The organism is Enterobacter ludwigii, assembly GCA_023023105.1.
GTDB classification, from domain to species: domain Bacteria; phylum Pseudomonadota; class Gammaproteobacteria; order Enterobacterales; family Enterobacteriaceae; genus Enterobacter; species Enterobacter adelaidei.
The window spans coordinates 1048828-1064418 of the sequence record CP083824.1 but is presented as its reverse complement, the minus strand read 5'-3'; the positions used below and the strand labels follow the sequence as shown (position 1 = coordinate 1064418).

Sequence of the window (15591 nt, the reverse complement as noted above, 5' to 3'; positions counted from 1 at the left end):
AAGTAAAGGGGAGATAAAATCCCCCCTTTTTGATTAACTGCTTGTATGTTTTGGTGAATTATTCGCCAGACGCCTGCTGCGCTTCCGGTTTGCCGTAAATCAGTAACGGTTTGGTTTGACCGCTAATGACGGACTCGTCGATAACCACTTTTTCGACATCTTCCATCGATGGCAGATCGTACATGGTATCCAGCAGCGCCGCTTCTACGATAGAACGCAGACCACGCGCACCGGTTTTACGAATCATCGCTTTTTTAGCAATCGCATCCAGCGCTTCGTCACGGAACTCCAGATCAACACCTTCCAGATTGAAAAGCGCCTGATACTGTTTAGTCAGCGCATTTTTCGGCTCTTTCAGGATCTGGATCAGCGCCTCTTCACTCAGCTCATTCAGCGTGGCCACAACCGGCAGACGACCAATGAATTCAGGAATCAGACCGAATTTGATCAGATCTTCTGGTTCAACCTGAGATAGCAGTTCGCCTTCGTTCGGTTTTTCTGACGTCGATTTCACCGTCGCGCCAAAACCAATGCCGGAGCCGGTTTCAACACGGTGGGAGATAACTTTATCCAGACCCGCAAACGCACCACCACAGATGAACAGGATCTTGGAGGTATCAACCTGCAGGAACTCCTGCTGCGGATGTTTACGACCTCCCTGTGGCGGAACAGCGGCAACAGTCCCTTCGATCAGCTTCAGCAGTGCCTGCTGTACGCCTTCACCCGACACATCACGGGTGATCGACGGGTTGTCGGATTTACGAGAAATCTTGTCGATCTCATCGATGTAAACAATCCCGCGCTGGGCTTTCTGTACGTCGTAATCGCACTTCTGCAGCAGTTTCTGGATGATGTTTTCTACATCTTCACCCACATAACCCGCTTCGGTCAGAGTGGTGGCATCCGCCATGGTGAACGGAACATCCAGCAGACGCGCCAGAGTTTCAGCCAGCAACGTTTTACCGGAACCGGTTGGGCCGATCAGCAAAATGTTACTTTTACCCAGTTCTACGCCATTGCTGGTATCACCGTTACGCAGACGTTTGTAGTGGTTATATACCGCTACCGCCAGTACTTTCTTAGCCTGCTCCTGACCGATGACATAATCGTCAAGGTGATGACGAATTTCATGCGGAGTTGGCAGCGCGCTACGCTCACGGTGTGGCGCAACTTCTTTAATCTCTTCGCGAATGATGTCGTTACATAAATCGACACATTCGTCGCAGATATACACGGACGGCCCGGCAATCAGTTTACGCACTTCATGCTGGCTTTTGCCGCAAAAAGAGCAGTACAGCAGTTTGCCCGAACCATCTTTGCGTTTATCTGTCATGAGTCCAAACCTCTTTTTAAGTTCTTTGTGCCGCACATGACGACGCAAATGCCATTCTAAGACGCAAGCTGCTCTCAGGCAGAGTGCCGCCCTACTTTAGTATAGCGGCACACTTGCGTCGCGGGCATCAATTACGATGGGTCAATACGGAGTCGACTAAGCCGTACTCAACTGCCTCTGAAGCAGAGAGGAAGCGATCGCGCTCGGTATCGCGCTCGATCTGCTCAAGCGATTGACCTGTATGCTGCGCCATGAGTTCATTCATGCGCGCTTTTACTTTCAGAATTTCACGGGCGTGGATTTCAATATCCGTCGCCTGCCCCTGGTAACCACCCAGCGGCTGGTGAATCATCACGCGGGAATTAGGTAAGCAGAAACGCTTGCCTTTAGCCCCTGCTGTTAACAGGAACGCGCCCATAGATGCAGCCTGACCCATACAGATAGTGCTTACATCCGGCTTGATGAATTGCATGGTGTCATAAATGGACATACCTGCCGTAATCACGCCACCCGGGGAGTTAATGTACAGGTAAATGTCTTTTTCCGGGTTTTCCGCTTCCAGAAACAGCATCTGCGCCACGATCAGGTTAGCCATGTGGTCTTCCACCTGACCGGTCAGAAAGATAACGCGTTCCTTGAGCAGACGGGAATAGATATCAAAAGAACGCTCACCACGTGAGGTCTGTTCAATAACCATTGGCACCAGCGCCATATGGGGTGCAAAGTTATCTCGTTCGCCACTGTATGACATTTCCGTCTCCTGGATCAAAATTGAAAACACCTGCTGTACTGATTGTAACCTTACGGACGGATTATCAGCCAGTCTCATTCATCGTGATTACACACTTATGGGGTTCACTGTGCCCTATTTCAAGCATAACAACCTTTTGTTGTTACGCTAACACTGAAAGGGCGTTTTAGCACTCTTCCTGGGCTATTGGTGTGATAAAAAAAACCCGCTGCCACAAGGCAACGGGTTTTCTGTTCAAACTTTAAACCTTTGGGGCGAAATTACGCCTGCTGGTTCATCAGTTCGTTGAAAGAGGTCGCTTTTTCGGACACTTTAGCTTTCGCCAGTACCGCTTCAACAGCCTGCTCTTCCAGTGCGACATTGCGCATGTTGTCCATCAGCTCTTTGTTTTTACCGTAGAACTCGATAACTTCTGATGGATCTTCGTATGCAGACGCCATCTCTTCGATCAGGCCTTTCACACGCTCTTCGTCAGCTTTCAGCTCGTGGGTACGAATCACTTCGCCCAACAGCAGGCCAACAACAACGCGGCGTTTAGCTTGCTCTTCGAACAGCTCACGCGGCAGTTCCATTGCTTGCTGCTGGTTGCCACCGAAACGCTGTGCAGCCTGACGGCGCAGCACGTCGATTTCGCTGTCGATCAGGGCAGCTGGAACGTCGATGTCGTTCGCTTTCACCAGACCTTCGATCGCCTGAGATTTCACACGGTTACGCACAGCGCCGTTCAGCTCGCGCTCCATGTTTTTACGCACTTCTGTACGCAGACCCGCTACAGAACCATCTTCCACGCCGAAACGTTTGATGAATTCTTCAGTCAGTTCTGGCAGTTCGCGCTCTTCAACTTTCTTCAGATTGATAACGAACTTGGCCGCTTTACCTTTCAGGTTTTCAGCGTGGTACTCTTCAGGGAAGGTCACATCAATAGTGAACTCTTCGCCAGCTTTGTGGCCTTTGATACCGTCTTCGAAGCCTGGGATCATACGACCCTGACCCATTGCCAGTACGAAATCAGACGCTTTACCGCCTTCGAACTCTTCGCCGTCTACAGAACCGGTGAAGTCGATGGTCACACGGTCTTCCGCGTCAACAGCGCCTTCTTTCTCTTTCCAGTTCGCCTGCTGCTTACGCAGGGTGTCCAGCATGCCGTCAACGTCTTCGTCAGTCACGGACACAATCGGTTTTTCAACTTCGATTGATTCCAGACCTTTCAGCTCAACTTCCGGATACACTTCGAACTCTACGGAGTAGGTGAAGTCTTCGCCCAGTTTGTATTCGCCTGGAACGTAGTTTGGCGCGCCGGCCGGATTGATTTTTTCTTTGATGATCGCATCAATAAAGTTACGGCTCATCAGTTCACCCAGCACATCCTGACGCACGGAAGCGCCATAACGCTGAGCAACAACATTCATTGGTACTTTGCCCTTACGGAAGCCGTCAATACGTACTTTTTTTGCTACGTTGACCAGCTCGCTTTTCACAGCAGTTTCGATGCTGTCAGCAGCGATAGTAATCGTTACACGGCGGCCAAGGCCTTGAGTGGTTTCAACTGAAACTTGCATCTTGTTACCTCAAAAAAATCACAGTGCTCGGTCAACTCTGAATCTGTCTGTTATACCGGGATGCTCTCTTAGTGCAGATTCACATTCCCTGTCGCCAGAATCATCCCGAAGACATTCAATAAGACGCGGCATTATAGCGGCATCACTTAGGTGAGTCGAGAACGGTTGGGGCATGTTGCTGCGGCTTTTTTCACACTTTAAGGCTATTTTTAGCCTTAAAATCGCACCATCCGCTCAAAACTCAGACAAAACAAAACGGCCCGGAGGCCGTTTTGAGGAAATCTTTAAGCAACATACTGGAAAAACTCCAGCCGTTGCAAATCCGATTTATCAGGCGATGGTGCCAGCACCGCGGCAAGGCGGCGATGCGAAAACCGTATCCTGCAAACCTTCCCATTCCTTAATGGTGTAGGTATGCAATGCCAGCGCATGTACGGTTGTGGAGAGTTCTTCCGTCAAGGTGCTGTAGATCAAGCGGTGTCGGTTCAGGAAACGTTCTCCCGTGAAGCGATCGCTAACCAGAACCACTTTAAAGTGGCTTTCAGAACCTGCCGGCACGTTATGACGATAGCTTTCGTCGACGACTTCGAGGAACACAGGGTTGAACGCTGCCCTTAATTTATCTTCTATCTGCTCACGTATCATCATGAAATTACTCCTCCGACAACGCCAGGATGTCACCCATCCCTTTAAATGTTAGCCGCTTTTACCGTTTCCATTACACCTTGACAACAAATATTTAGCTTTCGTCTGATTTTCTCATTCAAACGAATGAAGTTAACTGTGTGGCTCATACCTTTTGTCATTCACACGAGGTGAAAAAGGGTGCAAAGGTCAGTTTTCAGACAAGGCGATGAATTTACATGCGTTGACCACTTCCCCTGACCGTTGGCGATGTTATGATGGCGGCAATTTTTCTCTCTATATGCTTACGATTCGTTGAGAACCTGAAAATGTTAAAAAAACTCTTCTTTCCGTTGGTAGCCCTTTTTATGCTGGCAGGCTGTGCGACTCCGCCTACCACCATCGATGTCTCACCAAAAATTACCCTGCCTCAGCAGGACCCAAGCCTGATGGGTGTTACCGTGAGTATTAACGGTGCCGATCAGCGTCAGGATCAAGCGCTGGCAAAAGTGACCCGCGATAACCAGCAGGTAACGCTGACTGCATCCCGCGACCTGCGCTTCCTGCTGCAGGAAGTGCTGGAAAAACAGATGACTTCTCGTGGCTATATGGTTGGCCCAAGCGGTGCGGTAGATCTGCAGATCATCGTGAACAACCTTTATGCTGATGTTTCTCAGGGTAACGTTCGCTACAACATCGCCACCAAAGCGGATATCGCCATCATTGCCACCGCGAAGAATGGCAACAAGATGACCAAGAACTATCGCGCGAGCTACTCTGTAGAAGGCGCGTTCCAGGCATCGAATAAAAATATTGCTGATGCGGTTAACAGCGTGCTGACGGATACCATTTCCGACATGGCGCAGGACACCAGCATTCACGACTTCATCAAGCAGAACGCGCGTTAATCCTGCTGACTGACCCGGTTTTTAGCCGGGTCAGTTTTTAAGAACATGTCCAGTCATTACTTACGCATTTTCCAGCAACCGAAATCAGCGATTCTGCTGATCCTTGGCTTTGCCTCCGGTTTACCTCTCGCGCTCACTTCAGGCACCTTGCAGGCATGGATGACCGTCGAGAATATCGATCTCAAAACTATTGGCTTCTTCTCACTCGTCGGCCAGGCTTATGTCTTTAAGTTCCTGTGGTCGCCGGTGATGGATCGCTACACCCCACCGTTTCTCGGCCGCCGTCGCGGCTGGCTGGTTATGACGCAGGTGCTGTTGCTGCTGGCCATTGCCGCCATGGGCTTCCTGGAACCGTCAACTCAACTTCGCTGGATGGCCGCCCTTGCGGTGGTGATCGCCTTCTGTTCCGCGTCCCAGGATATTGTGTTTGATGCCTGGAAGACGGACGTGTTGCCTGCTGAAGAACGTGGAGCTGGTGCGGCCATCAGCGTGCTGGGCTATCGCCTTGGCATGCTGGTTTCCGGTGGGCTGGCATTGTGGCTGGCCGACCGCTACCTTGGTTGGCAAGGCATGTACTGGCTGATGGCCGCCCTGCTGATCCCGTGTATTATTGCCACCCTGTTCGCCCCCGAACCGAGTGATGTCATCCCGGTTCCCCGCTCTCTGGAACAGGCCGTCGCCGAACCATTACGCGATTTCTTTGGCCGCAACAACGCCTGGCTGATCCTGTTGCTTATCGTCCTCTATAAACTGGGCGATGCCTTTGCGATGAGCCTGACCACCACCTTCCTCATTCGTGGTGTGGGTTTTGATGCGGGTGAAGTGGGCGTGGTGAATAAAACGCTGGGGCTGTTTGCGACCATTGTCGGGGCACTTTATGGCGGCGTGTTGATGCAACGCCTGACGCTGTTCCGTGCGCTGCTGATCTTTGGCATCCTGCAAGGCGCATCCAACGCAGGCTACTGGCTGTTGTCAATTACCGACAAACATATGATCAGCATGGCCGCAGCGGTGTTCTTTGAAAATCTCTGCGGCGGTATGGGGACCGCGGCATTTGTCGCCCTGCTGATGACCCTGTGCAACAAGTCATTTTCCGCCACGCAGTTCGCACTGCTCTCGGCGCTCTCTGCCGTTGGCCGCGTGTACGTTGGGCCAATTGCCGGCTGGTTTGTAGAAGCCCACGGTTGGCCAACGTTTTATCTCTTCTCCGTGGTGGCTGCCGTACCGGGTATTTTATTGTTGCTGGTCTGTCGCCAGACGCTGGAATACACCCAACGGACGGAACACTTTATGCCGCGCACTGAATATCACCGCGCTTACCGTTTCGCGTTACGTCTGTTAATGGCGGGTTGCTTCGCGCTGGTGCTCTGGCTTGTAGTGCTCATTATTAATGCCAGCACCTCTATGGCACTTCCCCTTGTAACCCTTCTGCTGGATGCCGGAGCCCTACTGGCTGTCGCCGGGATCCTGATCGGGGGTCTGCTCGATTTCATGGCTCTGCGTAAAACGCAGATGACCTGAAGAGAAATGCGAAAGGTTATTTCCCGTTGTAATCACTAAACGAAATTATAACGGTGAAATAGCCGCCAACCGCTGAAAAAAATAATTGTTGTTTTGTGCGGGATAAAATTTGGAAATTATTGGAGCCTGTTCCAAAACACTATTTTTCATTAACCGATTCAGCATCAGATAGTTTGATTTTTCGTTTTTTATATGTCTCTTTATTGATAATAAATTGTTAATTTTTTGTTTATTTTCAACAATGGTTATACCAATTGCCCCTTTTAGGGTATGCTTGGGGGTCCTTTCGTTATAAAGCCCTTGCCATGCGGCTTCGGTCATAAAAACCGACATAATTTGCAACACTTGTGACACGTGCGGCAGAACCCGGTAACACCTTCCTGACACAGTCCTAATGATGTTTACAGTAATGTAACCTTCCCGTAAAATGCCCGCACACTTTAAACGCCACCAGACTCCGTGGAATTGAGGTCGTTAAATGAGACTCGGGAAATACAATAAAAGTTTGGGATGGTTGTCATTATTCGCGGGCACTGTATTACTCAGTGGCTGCGATTCTGCACTACTAGACCCCAAAGGGCAGATTGGACTGGAACAACGTTCACTGATATTGACGGCTTTTGGCCTGATGTTGATTGTGGTTATTCCTGCCGTTTTGATGGCTGTTGGTTTCGCCTGGAAGTATCGTGCGAGCAATAAAGATGCGAAGTATAGTCCTAACTGGTCACACTCCAATAAAGTGGAAGCTGTGGTCTGGACAGTGCCTATTCTGATCATCCTGTTCCTTGCCGTGCTGACCTGGAAAACCACTCACTCCCTCGAACCTAGCAAGCCGCTGGTTCATGATGAAAAACCGATTACCATCGAAGTGGTCTCCATGGACTGGAAATGGTTCTTCATCTATCCGGAACAGGGCATTGCTACCGTGAATGAAATCGCCTTCCCGGCGAACACTCCGGTTCAGTTCAAAGTGACCTCCAACTCCGTAATGAACTCCTTCTTCATCCCGCGTCTGGGTAGCCAGATTTACGCGATGGCCGGTATGCAGACTAACCTGCACCTGATTGCCAATGAAGCAGGCACCTATGATGGTATCTCCGCCAGCTATAGCGGTCCGGGCTTCTCAGGTATGAAGTTCAAAGCTATTGCGACGCCAGACCGTGCCGCTTTCGACCAGTGGGTTGAAAAAGCGAAACAGTCTCAAAACACCATGTCTGACATGGCGGCGTTCGATAAAGTGGCTGCACCTAGCGAATACAACAAGGTGGAGTACTTCTCTAACGTGAAACCTGATTTGTTCAAAGACGTTATTGGCAAATTTATGGATCACGGTAAGAGCATGAACATGTCCCAGCCAGAAGGCGAGCACAGCGCGCATGAAGGTATGGAAGGCATGGACATGAGCCACGCGGAAACCGCTCACTAAGGGGCCGAGGAAGAAAATGTTCGGAAAATTGACACTGGATGCAGTGCCATACCATGAACCCATTATCGTGGTTACGGTGGCTGCAATTATCATTGGTGGTGCGGCTTTACTGGCCTTAATCACTTACTTCGGTAAGTGGAGCTACCTGTGGAATGAGTGGTTGACTTCGGTTGACCACAAAAAACTCGGTATCATGTACTGCATCGTCGGTATCGTCATGTTAATTCGTGGCTTTGCGGATGCGATCATGATGCGTAGCCAGCAGGTGCTTGCCTCTGCGGGTGAAGCTGGCTTCCTGCCACCTCACCACTACGATCAGATCTTTACCGCCCACGGCGTTATCATGATCTTCTTCGTGGCGATGCCGCTGGTTATCGGTCTGATGAACGTTGTCGTTCCGCTGCAAATCGGCGCGCGCGACGTTGCATTCCCGTTCCTGAACAACCTGAGCTTCTGGTTCACGGTTGTTGGCGTAATCCTGGTTAACCTGTCACTGGGCGTGGGCGAGTTTGCTCAGACCGGCTGGCTGGCTTATCCACCGCTTTCGGGAATTGAATACAGTCCTGGCGTAGGTGTCGACTACTGGATTTGGGCAATTCAGCTCTCCGGTATCGGTACAACCCTGACCGGTATTAACTTCTTCGTGACTATTATCAAGATGCGTGCCCCTGGCATGACGATGTTCAAGATGCCAGTATTTACCTGGGCATCTCTGTGCGCCAACATCCTGATTATTGCCTCCTTCCCAATTCTGACCGTCACCGTCGCGCTGCTGACCCTGGACCGCTACCTGGGCACCCATTTCTTTACCAACGATATGGGTGGCAACATGATGATGTACATCAACCTGATTTGGGCCTGGGGTCACCCGGAAGTGTACATTCTGGTTCTGCCTGTCTTCGGTGTGTTCTCCGAAATCGCAGCGACCTTCTCACGTAAGCGCCTGTTTGGTTACACCTCTCTGGTGTGGGCAACCGTGTGTATTACCGTGCTGTCGTTCATCGTTTGGCTGCACCACTTCTTCACCATGGGTGCAGGCGCGAACGTAAACGCCTTCTTCGGTATCACCACCATGATTATCGCCATCCCGACCGGGGTGAAGATCTTCAACTGGCTGTTCACCATGTACCAGGGCCGCATCGTGTTCCACTCAGCAATGCTGTGGACCATCGGCTTCATCGTGACCTTCTCCGTGGGCGGGATGACCGGCGTACTGCTGGCGGTACCGGGTGCTGACTTCGTACTGCACAACAGCCTGTTCCTGATTGCGCACTTCCATAACGTTATTATCGGTGGTGTGGTCTTCGGTTGCTTCGCTGGCGTCACTTACTGGTGGCCAAAAGCGTTCGGCTTCACGCTGAACGAGACCTGGGGCAAACGTGCGTTCTGGCTGTGGATCATCGGCTTCTTCGTAGCGTTCATGCCGCTGTATGTGCTGGGCTTCATGGGTATGACCCGTCGCCTGAGCCAGCAGATTGACCCTCAGTTCCACCCAATGCTGGTTGTTGCAGCCTGTGGTGCGGCGCTGATTGCACTGGGTATCGCATGCCAGCTGATTCAGTTCTACGTTTCTATTCGCGACCGCGATCAGAACCGTGACCTGACCGGTGACCCATGGGGTGGCCGTACGCTGGAGTGGGCGACCTCTTCTCCACCTCCGTTCTATAACTTTGCCATCGTGCCACACGTTCACGAACGTGACGCATTCTGGGAAATGAAAGAAAAAGGTGAAGCGTACAAGCAACCTGCTCATTACGAAGAGATCCATATGCCGAAAAACAGCGGCGCGGGCATTGTGATTGCCGCTTTCGCAACGGTGTTTGGTTTCGCAATGATCTGGCACATCTGGTGGTTGGCGATTGCGAGCTTCGCTGGCGTCATCATTAGCTGGATTGTGAAGAGCTTTGACGAGGACGTGGACTACTACGTACCAGTCCGTGAAGTCGAAAAACTGGAAAACCAGCATTTCGACGAGATTTCTAAAGCGGGGCTGAAAAATGGCAACTGATACTCTGGCGCACTCAACTGCCCACGCGCATGAACATGCGCACCACGATACAGGACCGACCAAAGTCTTCGGTTTCTGGATCTACCTGATGAGCGACTGCATTCTGTTCTGCTGTCTGTTCGCGACCTATGCCGTTCTCGTGAACGGCACAGCGGGCGGCCCGACTGGCAAGGACATCTTTGAACTGCCGTTCGTTCTGGTTGAAACCGCACTGCTGTTATTCAGCTCTATCACCTACGGCATGGCGGCTATCGCCATGTATAAAAACAACAAGAGCCAGGTTGTCTCCTGGCTGGCGTTGACCTGGTTGTTTGGTGCTGGATTTATCGGGATGGAAATCTATGAATTCCATCACCTGATTATGGAAGGTTTCGGGCCTGATCGTAGTGGCTTCCTGTCCGCGTTCTTCGCGCTGGTCGGTACTCACGGTCTGCACGTAACCTCAGGCCTGATCTGGATGGCGGTACTGATGTTCCAGGTATCCCGTCGCGGCCTGACCAGCACTAACCGTACCCGTATCATGTGCCTGAGCCTGTTCTGGCACTTCCTGGACGTGGTATGGATCTGTGTGTTCTCTGTTGTCTATCTGATGGGGGCGATGTAATGAGTCATTCAACCGATCATGGCGCTTCCCACGGTAGCGTAAAAACCTACATGACAGGTTTTATCCTGTCGATCATCCTGACGGTGATCCCGTTCTGGATGGTGATGAGCGGTTCTGCTTCTCACGCGGCGATTCTGGGCACCGTCCTGGTTACCGCAGTGGTTCAGATTCTGGTGCATCTGGTTTGCTTCCTGCACATGAACACCAAGTCCGATGAAGGCTGGAACATGACGGCCTTCGTCTTTACCGTGATTATCATCGCTATCCTGGTAGTCGGTTCCATCTGGATTATGTGGAACCTCAACTACAACATGATGGTTCACTAAGAGCGGCGAGTATGTTTAAGCAATACCTGCAAGTAACGAAACCAGGCATCATCTTTGGCAACCTGATCTCCGTGATCGGAGGGTTCCTGCTGGCCTCTAAAGGTAGCATTGATTACACCCTCTTTATCTACACGCTGGTCGGTGTGTCACTGGTTGTTGCGTCCGGTTGTGTATTTAACAACTACATCGACATGGATATCGACAAGAAGATGGAAAGGACCAAAAATCGGGTGCTGGTGAAAGGCCTGATCGCCCCTTCCGTCTCGCTGGTGTACGCCACCTTGCTGGGTATTGCTGGCTTTATGCTGCTGTGGTTTGGTGCTAACCCACTGGCCTGCTGGCTGGGGGTGATGGGGTTCGTGGTATATGTGGGCGTCTACAGCCTGTATATGAAACGCCACTCCGTCTACGGCACGCTGATTGGTTCTCTCTCCGGCGCTGCGCCGCCGGTGATTGGCTACTGCGCGGTCACGAACGAGTTCGACAGCGGTGCAGCTATCCTGCTGGCTATCTTTAGCCTGTGGCAGATGCCGCACTCCTATGCCATCGCGATTTTCCGCTTTAAGGATTATCAGGCAGCGAACATCCCAGTTCTGCCGGTCGTGAAAGGCATTTCCGTTGCCAAGAACCACATCACGCTGTACATCATCGCCTTTGCCGTGGCGACGCTGATGCTCTCTCTGGGCGGATACGCTGGATACAAATATCTGGCAGTAGCGGCCGCAGTGAGCGTCTGGTGGCTCGGTATGGCGCTGCGCGGTTACAAAGTGGAAGATGACAAAGTCTGGGCGCGCAAACTGTTTGTGTTCTCGATTGTGGCCATCACCTCGCTGTCCGTGATGATGTCCGTAGACTTCATGGTGCCTGAATCACACAACCTGCTGACTTACGTCTGGTAAGCCACAACAGGTGAATAAAGGGGTGCTTCGGCACCCTTTTTTATTCACTGAATCTATTAATAACGCATGTAATATTTGTTAAATAACCCTTTATTTACCCCGCTCCTTCCCCGCACTACACTATGGCCTGCTTTTGAACTGAGGTGGTAATGAACGATTATAAAATGACGCCAGGCGAGCTACGCGCGACCTGGGGCTTAGGGACTGTCTTCTCGCTACGGATGCTTGGCATGTTTATGGTCCTGCCTGTTCTGACCACGTACGGTATGGCGCTGCAGGGAGCCAGCGAGGCGCTGATTGGACTTGCAATCGGTATCTACGGACTGGCGCAGGCGGTATTCCAGATCCCGTTTGGGCTGCTCTCTGATCGGGTTGGACGAAAACCGCTGATTGTCGGTGGTCTGCTTATTTTTGTTCTCGGGAGCGTCATTGCCGCCCTCTCCCACTCAATATGGGGCATTATTCTTGGCCGGGCCTTGCAGGGTTCCGGTGCGATAGCTGCTGCGGTGATGGCACTGTTGTCAGATTTAACTCGCGAGCAAAACCGCACCAAGGCCATGGCGTTTATCGGCGTAAGCTTTGGCGTCACCTTTGCGATTGCGATGGTGCTCGGCCCCATTATTACCCATGCACTCGGCCTGCACGCCCTGTTCTGGATGATTGCCGTGCTGGCGACAATCGGTATCGCCTTAACACTATGGGTGGTGCCAGACAGCAAAAACCACGTTCTCAACCGTGAATCTGGAATGGTAAAAGGCTGCTTCAGCAAAGTGATTGTCGAGCCTCGCCTGCTCAAGCTCAATTTTGGCATTATGTGCCTGCATATCCTGCTGATGTCGACCTTTGTCGCCCTGCCAGGCCAGCTTGCCGCGGCGGGCTTCCCGGCCGCTGAGCACTGGAAAATCTATCTGGTCACGATGCTGATTTCGTTTGTCTCCGTCGTACCGTTCATCATCTACGCCGAAGTGAAGCGCAAGATGAAGCGCGTCTTCGTGGGCTGCGTGGCGGTACTGCTGATTGCCGAGATTGTACTCTGGGGCTCCGGCCCGCACTTCTGGGAACTGGTAGCGGGTGTGCAACTCTTCTTCCTGGCGTTTAACCTGATGGAAGCGTTGCTGCCGTCGCTTATCAGTAAAGAATCGCCTGCGGGTTACAAAGGCACGGCGATGGGTATTTACTCCACCAGCCAGTTTATCGGCGTGGCAATTGGCGGTTCGCTTGGCGGCTGGGTGGATGGTCTGTTTGACTCACAAACCGTATTCCTTGCAGGCGCGCTGCTGGCCACTGTCTGGCTGCTGGTCGCCAGCACTATGAAAGAGCCGCGCTACGTCAGCAGTCTGCGAGTAGAAATCCCTGATGATGTTGAGATCAACGACGCGCTAAAACAGCGTCTTGAAACCACGGAGGGGGTAAGTGAAGTGCTGATCGCCCCGGAAGAGCGTAGTGCCTATGTCAAAATAGACAGTAAGGTAACTAACCGCTTTGAAGTCGAGCAGGCACTCAAAGCCTGAAAAAATGCCCGGTCTGACCGGGCATTTTCGTCTTAATCGCGGAAGTTTTTAAACTGGAACGGTTGCCCCAGATCGCCGCCACGCACCAGCGCCATTACGGACTGCAAATCATCACGTGATTTGCCGGTTACACGAATTTCTTCGCCCTGGATCTGCGCCTGCACCTTCAGCTTACTGTCTTTGATGAGCTTAACGATCTTCTTCTGCACCGCGCTCTCAATGCCCTGCTTCAGTTTGGCTTCGACAAACCAGTTTTTACCGCTGTGCACAAACTCTTCCGGCACATCCAGAGATGTTCCTTCAATGCCGCGCTTTAACAGCTTGGCACGCAGAATGTCGAGCAGCTGATTTACCTGGAAATCAGACTCGCTCAGCACCTTAATGGTCTTATTTGCATCGTTCAGCTCAAACGTTGCTTCAACGCCACGAAAATCGAAACGTGACTCAACTTCGCGGGTTGCGTTCTCTACGCCGTTGCGAACTTCCTGGATATCAACTTCGGAAACAATATCGAAAGATGGCATCTTTTCTTCTCCCTTCACTTTTGTTGCGTTGCATAATACCCGCTACGAGGCATAACTCAACAGAAGCTTAGCTGTATAATTAAGCTGTAACACCTGGCGCAGTTGCAGGTGAGGAGGAACAATGAAAATTACAGTGCTCGGATGCGGAGCGCTTGGTCAGCTGTGGCTGACCGCGCTGTGCAAGCACGGACATGAGGTTCAGGGCTGGCTGCGCGTGCCCCAGCCCTATTGCAGTGTAAATCTGATTAGTGAAGACGGAAGCATCTTTAATGAATCTCTCACCGCGAACGATCCTGACTTCCTGGCGCAAAGCGACCTTTTACTGGTGACGCTCAAGGCATGGCAGGTTTCAGACGCCGTAAAAGCACTGGCCGCTCAACTCCCCCCCACATCCCCTGTTCTGCTGCTGCATAACGGCATGGGGACGCTTGATGAGCTCAAAAGCATCCCGCAGCCGCTGCTGATGGCGACGACCACGCACGCTGCACGTCGCGACGGTAATATCATCGTACATGTCGCCAGTGGGGTGACGCATATCGGCCCTGCCAGGGCACAGGATGGCGACTTCGGTTATCTGGCAGACGTACTGCAGAAGGTATTGCCGGACGTGGCCTGGCATAACAATATCCGTCCTCAGCTGTGGCGCAAGCTGGCCGTAAACTGCGTGATTAACCCGCTCACGGCGCTGTGGGATTGCCCTAACGGCGAGCTAAAAAACCATCCGCAAGACGTCGCCGTCCTATGTGCGGAAGTCGCGGAGGTCATTGAGCGGGAAGGCTTGCATACCTCGGCAGAGGATTTACGCTATTATGTCGAACAGGTTATTGATAGTACTGCAGAAAATATCTCCTCGATGTTGCAGGATGTTCGGGCATTACGCCACACTGAAATCGACTACATTACCGGCTATCTGCTAAAACGCGCCCGCGCACACGGTATTGCGGTGCCGGAAAACGCCCGTCTGTATGACCTGGTTAAACGTAAGGAGAGTGAATATGAGCGCGTCGGCACTGGTCTGCCTCGCTCCTGGTAGCGAAGAGACAGAAGCGGTCACCACCATTGATTTGATGGTGCGCGGCGGTATTAAGGTGACAACCGCCAGCGTCGCCAGCGACGGTAATCTGGCAATCACCTGCTCACGCGGGGTAAAAATCCTCGCGGATGCCCCGCTGGTGCAGGTGGCCGACGGGGAATACGACATCATCGTCCTGCCTGGTGGCCTGAAGGGCGCAGAGTGTTTTCGCGACAGCCCGCTGCTGGTCGAAACCGTGCGCCAGTTTCATTTATCCGGCCGTATCGTCGCGGCAATCTGTGCCGCCGCCGGAACGGTTCTGATTCCGCACGATATCTTCCCCATCGGCAACATGACCGGTTTCCCGGGTCTTAAGGATACGATCCCGGAAGCACATTGGGTGGATAAACGCGTCGTCTGGGATCCGCGCGTCAACCTGCTCACCAGCCAGGGGCCCGGCACCGCGATTGATTTTGGCTTAAAGATTATTGACCTGCTGGTCGGACGCGAGAAAGCGTACGAAGTGGCGTCATCGCTGGTGATACCGGCGGGGATTTATAATTATTACGAATAGGAGTTCTCCCT

At 52.0% G+C, this 15591-nt stretch carries 16 protein-coding genes; 10 read left to right on the top strand and 6 right to left on the bottom strand.

The window, feature by feature from the left end:
* Positions 1 to 58: 58 nt before the first annotated feature.
* From clpX to bolA, 4 genes are all read right to left on the bottom strand, one after another.
* Positions 59 to 1333 carry an ATP-dependent protease ATP-binding subunit ClpX gene (gene clpX, locus LCD46_04965; protein ID UOY71684.1) on the bottom strand — a complete coding sequence of 425 codons (1275 nt, stop codon included), beginning with the start codon at positions 1331 to 1333 and terminating at the stop codon, positions 59 to 61.
* A 127-nt stretch (positions 1334 to 1460) separates the two neighbouring features.
* A complete protein-coding gene (gene clpP / locus LCD46_04960; protein ID UOY71683.1) occupies positions 1461 to 2084 on the bottom strand; it encodes an ATP-dependent Clp endopeptidase proteolytic subunit ClpP in 624 nt (207 codons plus the stop codon).
* 260 nt (positions 2085 to 2344) lie between these two features.
* A complete protein-coding gene (gene tig, locus LCD46_04955; GenBank protein ID UOY71682.1) occupies positions 2345 to 3643 on the bottom strand; it encodes a trigger factor in 1299 nt (432 codons plus the stop codon).
* A gap of 330 nt (positions 3644 to 3973) precedes the next feature.
* A complete protein-coding gene (gene bolA / locus LCD46_04950; GenBank protein UOY71681.1) occupies positions 3974 to 4291 on the bottom strand; it encodes a transcriptional regulator BolA in 318 nt (105 codons plus the stop codon).
* Between the two features lie 305 nt (positions 4292 to 4596).
* Here bolA and LCD46_04945 point away from each other — a divergent pair, with 305 nt between their 5' ends.
* Both LCD46_04945 and ampG read left to right on the top strand, forming a co-directional pair.
* Positions 4597 to 5175 (top strand): lipoprotein, encoded by a 579-nt coding sequence (locus LCD46_04945; protein UOY71680.1) that lies wholly within the window; start codon positions 4597 to 4599, stop codon positions 5173 to 5175.
* A gap of 45 nt (positions 5176 to 5220) precedes the next feature.
* A complete protein-coding gene (gene ampG / locus LCD46_04940; GenBank protein ID UOY71679.1) occupies positions 5221 to 6696 on the top strand; it encodes a muropeptide MFS transporter AmpG in 1476 nt (491 codons plus the stop codon).
* 45 nt (positions 6697 to 6741) lie between these two features.
* Here the strand turns inward: ampG and LCD46_04935 are convergent, their stop codons facing one another.
* The gene (locus LCD46_04935; GenBank protein UOY71678.1) at positions 6742 to 7050 is read right to left on the bottom strand and encodes a hypothetical protein; all 309 of its coding nucleotides are present in this window, start codon (positions 7048 to 7050) and stop codon (positions 6742 to 6744) included.
* Between the two features lie 124 nt (positions 7051 to 7174).
* On the opposite strand from LCD46_04935, the gene cyoA reads away from it, so the two are divergent.
* The 6 genes from cyoA (at position 7175) to LCD46_04905 (ending at position 13470) form a co-directional block, all read left to right on the top strand.
* Positions 7175 to 8122: a cytochrome o ubiquinol oxidase subunit II gene (gene cyoA, locus LCD46_04930; GenBank protein ID UOY71677.1), complete on the top strand. Its 948-nt coding sequence runs from the start codon at positions 7175 to 7177 to the stop codon at positions 8120 to 8122.
* Between the two features lie 16 nt (positions 8123 to 8138).
* A complete protein-coding gene (gene cyoB / locus LCD46_04925) occupies positions 8139 to 10130 on the top strand; it encodes a cytochrome o ubiquinol oxidase subunit I (protein ID UOY71676.1) in 1992 nt (663 codons plus the stop codon).
* The gene (locus tag LCD46_04920; protein UOY71675.1) at positions 10120 to 10734 is read left to right on the top strand and encodes a cytochrome o ubiquinol oxidase subunit III; all 615 of its coding nucleotides are present in this window, start codon (positions 10120 to 10122) and stop codon (positions 10732 to 10734) included. Before cyoB ends, LCD46_04920 begins: the two co-directional genes overlap by 11 nt.
* Positions 10734 to 11060, top strand: coding sequence for a cytochrome o ubiquinol oxidase subunit IV (locus tag LCD46_04915; GenBank protein ID UOY71674.1), 327 nt, complete (start codon positions 10734 to 10736; stop codon positions 11058 to 11060). The genes LCD46_04920 and LCD46_04915 overlap by 1 nt, the downstream gene beginning before the upstream one ends.
* An 11-nt stretch (positions 11061 to 11071) precedes the next feature.
* Positions 11072 to 11959, top strand: coding sequence for a heme o synthase (gene cyoE / locus LCD46_04910; protein UOY71673.1), 888 nt, complete (start codon positions 11072 to 11074; stop codon positions 11957 to 11959).
* A gap of 149 nt (positions 11960 to 12108) precedes the next feature.
* Positions 12109 to 13470, top strand: a complete 1362-nt coding sequence (locus LCD46_04905) for an MFS transporter (protein ID UOY71672.1) — start codon at positions 12109 to 12111, stop codon at positions 13468 to 13470.
* A gap of 32 nt (positions 13471 to 13502) precedes the next feature.
* Here the strand turns inward: LCD46_04905 and LCD46_04900 are convergent, their stop codons facing one another.
* On the bottom strand, positions 13503 to 13994 hold the full coding sequence (locus tag LCD46_04900; protein UOY71671.1) for a YajQ family cyclic di-GMP-binding protein: 492 nt from the start codon (positions 13992 to 13994) through the stop codon (positions 13503 to 13505).
* Between the two features lie 121 nt (positions 13995 to 14115).
* Here LCD46_04900 and panE point away from each other — a divergent pair, with 121 nt between their 5' ends.
* On the top strand, positions 14116 to 15027 hold the full coding sequence (gene panE / locus LCD46_04895) for a 2-dehydropantoate 2-reductase (protein UOY71670.1): 912 nt from the start codon (positions 14116 to 14118) through the stop codon (positions 15025 to 15027).
* On the top strand, positions 14990 to 15580 hold the full coding sequence (yajL, locus tag LCD46_04890; GenBank protein UOY71669.1) for a protein deglycase YajL: 591 nt from the start codon (positions 14990 to 14992) through the stop codon (positions 15578 to 15580). The genes panE and yajL overlap by 38 nt, the downstream gene beginning before the upstream one ends.
* Positions 15581 to 15591 lie beyond the last annotated feature (11 nt).

Bases quoted from the DNA above. Each gene is read 5' to 3' on its own strand.
- clpX (UOY71684.1), bottom strand. From the start codon at position 1,333: ATGACAGATAAACGCAAAGATGGTTCGGGCAAACTGCTGTACTGCTCT.
- clpP (UOY71683.1), bottom strand. From the start codon at position 2,084: ATGTCATACAGTGGCGAACGAGATAACTTTGCACCCCATATGGCGCTG.
- tig (UOY71682.1), bottom strand. From the start codon at position 3,643: ATGCAAGTTTCAGTTGAAACCACTCAAGGCCTTGGCCGCCGTGTAACG.
- bolA (UOY71681.1), bottom strand. From the start codon at position 4,291: ATGATGATACGTGAGCAGATAGAAGATAAATTAAGGGCAGCGTTCAAC.
- LCD46_04945 (UOY71680.1), top strand. From the start codon at position 4,597: ATGTTAAAAAAACTCTTCTTTCCGTTGGTAGCCCTTTTTATGCTGGCA.
- ampG (UOY71679.1), top strand. From the start codon at position 5,221: ATGTCCAGTCATTACTTACGCATTTTCCAGCAACCGAAATCAGCGATT.
- cyoA (UOY71677.1), top strand. From the start codon at position 7,175: ATGAGACTCGGGAAATACAATAAAAGTTTGGGATGGTTGTCATTATTC.
- cyoB (UOY71676.1), top strand. From the start codon at position 8,139: ATGTTCGGAAAATTGACACTGGATGCAGTGCCATACCATGAACCCATT.
- LCD46_04920 (UOY71675.1), top strand. From the start codon at position 10,120: ATGGCAACTGATACTCTGGCGCACTCAACTGCCCACGCGCATGAACAT.
- LCD46_04915 (UOY71674.1), top strand. From the start codon at position 10,734: ATGAGTCATTCAACCGATCATGGCGCTTCCCACGGTAGCGTAAAAACC.
- cyoE (UOY71673.1), top strand. From the start codon at position 11,072: ATGTTTAAGCAATACCTGCAAGTAACGAAACCAGGCATCATCTTTGGC.
- LCD46_04905 (UOY71672.1), top strand. From the start codon at position 12,109: ATGAACGATTATAAAATGACGCCAGGCGAGCTACGCGCGACCTGGGGC.
- LCD46_04900 (UOY71671.1), bottom strand. From the start codon at position 13,994: ATGCCATCTTTCGATATTGTTTCCGAAGTTGATATCCAGGAAGTTCGC.
- panE (UOY71670.1), top strand. From the start codon at position 14,116: ATGAAAATTACAGTGCTCGGATGCGGAGCGCTTGGTCAGCTGTGGCTG.
- yajL (UOY71669.1), top strand. From the start codon at position 14,990: ATGAGCGCGTCGGCACTGGTCTGCCTCGCTCCTGGTAGCGAAGAGACA.